Source organism: Shimazuella kribbensis DSM 45090 (assembly GCF_000428065.1).
Taxonomy (GTDB): domain Bacteria; phylum Bacillota; class Bacilli; order Thermoactinomycetales; family Thermoactinomycetaceae; genus Shimazuella; species Shimazuella kribbensis.
The window spans coordinates 1-1,013 of sequence record NZ_ATZF01000046.1 but is presented as its reverse complement, the minus strand read 5'-3'; the positions used below and the strand labels follow the sequence as shown (position 1 = coordinate 1,013).

The window sequence follows — 1,013 nt, the reverse complement described above, 5'->3', positions numbered from 1 at the left end:
TTCAGCCCCAGGATGCGATGAGCCGACATCGAGGTGCCAAACCCCTCCGTCGATGTGGACTCTTGGGAGGGATTAGCCTGTTATCCCCGGGGTAGCTTTTATCCGTTGAGCGATGGCCCTTCCATGCGGAACCACCGGATCACTAAGTCCGACTTTCGTCCCTGCTCGACTTGTAGGTCTCGCAGTCAAGCTCCCTTATGCCTTTGCACTCTTCCGCGCGATTTCCAACCGCGCTGAGGGAACCTTGGAGCGCCTCCGTTACCTTTTAGGAGGCGACCGCCCCAGTCAAACTGCCCACCTGACACGGTCCCTCTACCCGATTAGGGTAGTAGGTTAGAACCCCGATACGACCAGAGTGGTATCCCACGGATGCCTCCACTAAGACTGGCGTCCTAGCTTCAAAGGCTCCCACCTATTCTGTACAAGTCGTACCTAGATTCAATATCAGGCTACAGTAAAGCTCCACGGGGTCTTTCCGTCTTGTCGCGGGTAGCTAGCATCTTCACTAGCATTACAATTTCACCGGGTCTCTCGTCGAGACAGCGCCCAGATCGTTACGCCTTTCGTGCGGGTCGGAACTTACCCGACAAGGAATTTCGCTACCTTAGGACCGTTATAGTTACGGCCGCCGTTTACTGGGGCTTCAGTTCAAAGCTTCGCTTGCGCTAACCTCTCCCCTTAACCTTCCAGCACCGGGCAGGCGTCAGCCCCTATACTTCGCCTTACGGCTTTGCAGAGACCTGTGTTTTTGCTAAACAGTCGCCTGGGCCTCTTCTCTGCGACCACCCCGGAGGGTGGCACTCCTTCTCCCGAAGTTACGGAGTCATTTTGCCGAGTTCCTTAACGAGAGTTTTCCCGAGCACCTGAGGATTCTCTCCTCGCCTACCTGTGTCGGTTTACGGTACGGGCGCAACGTTTCTCCTTAGAAGCTTTTCTTGGCAGTGTGAAATCGGATGCTTTGCTACTGCAATTTTCGCTTACTGTCGTAACTCAGTCTTAAGGAAGACGGATTT

1 rRNA gene is annotated in these 1,013 nt (G+C 54.4%); it reads right to left on the bottom strand.

The features are described 5' to 3' along the window. Positions 1-1,013, bottom strand: a 23S ribosomal RNA gene (locus tag A3GQ_RS0121095); the annotation flags it as partial.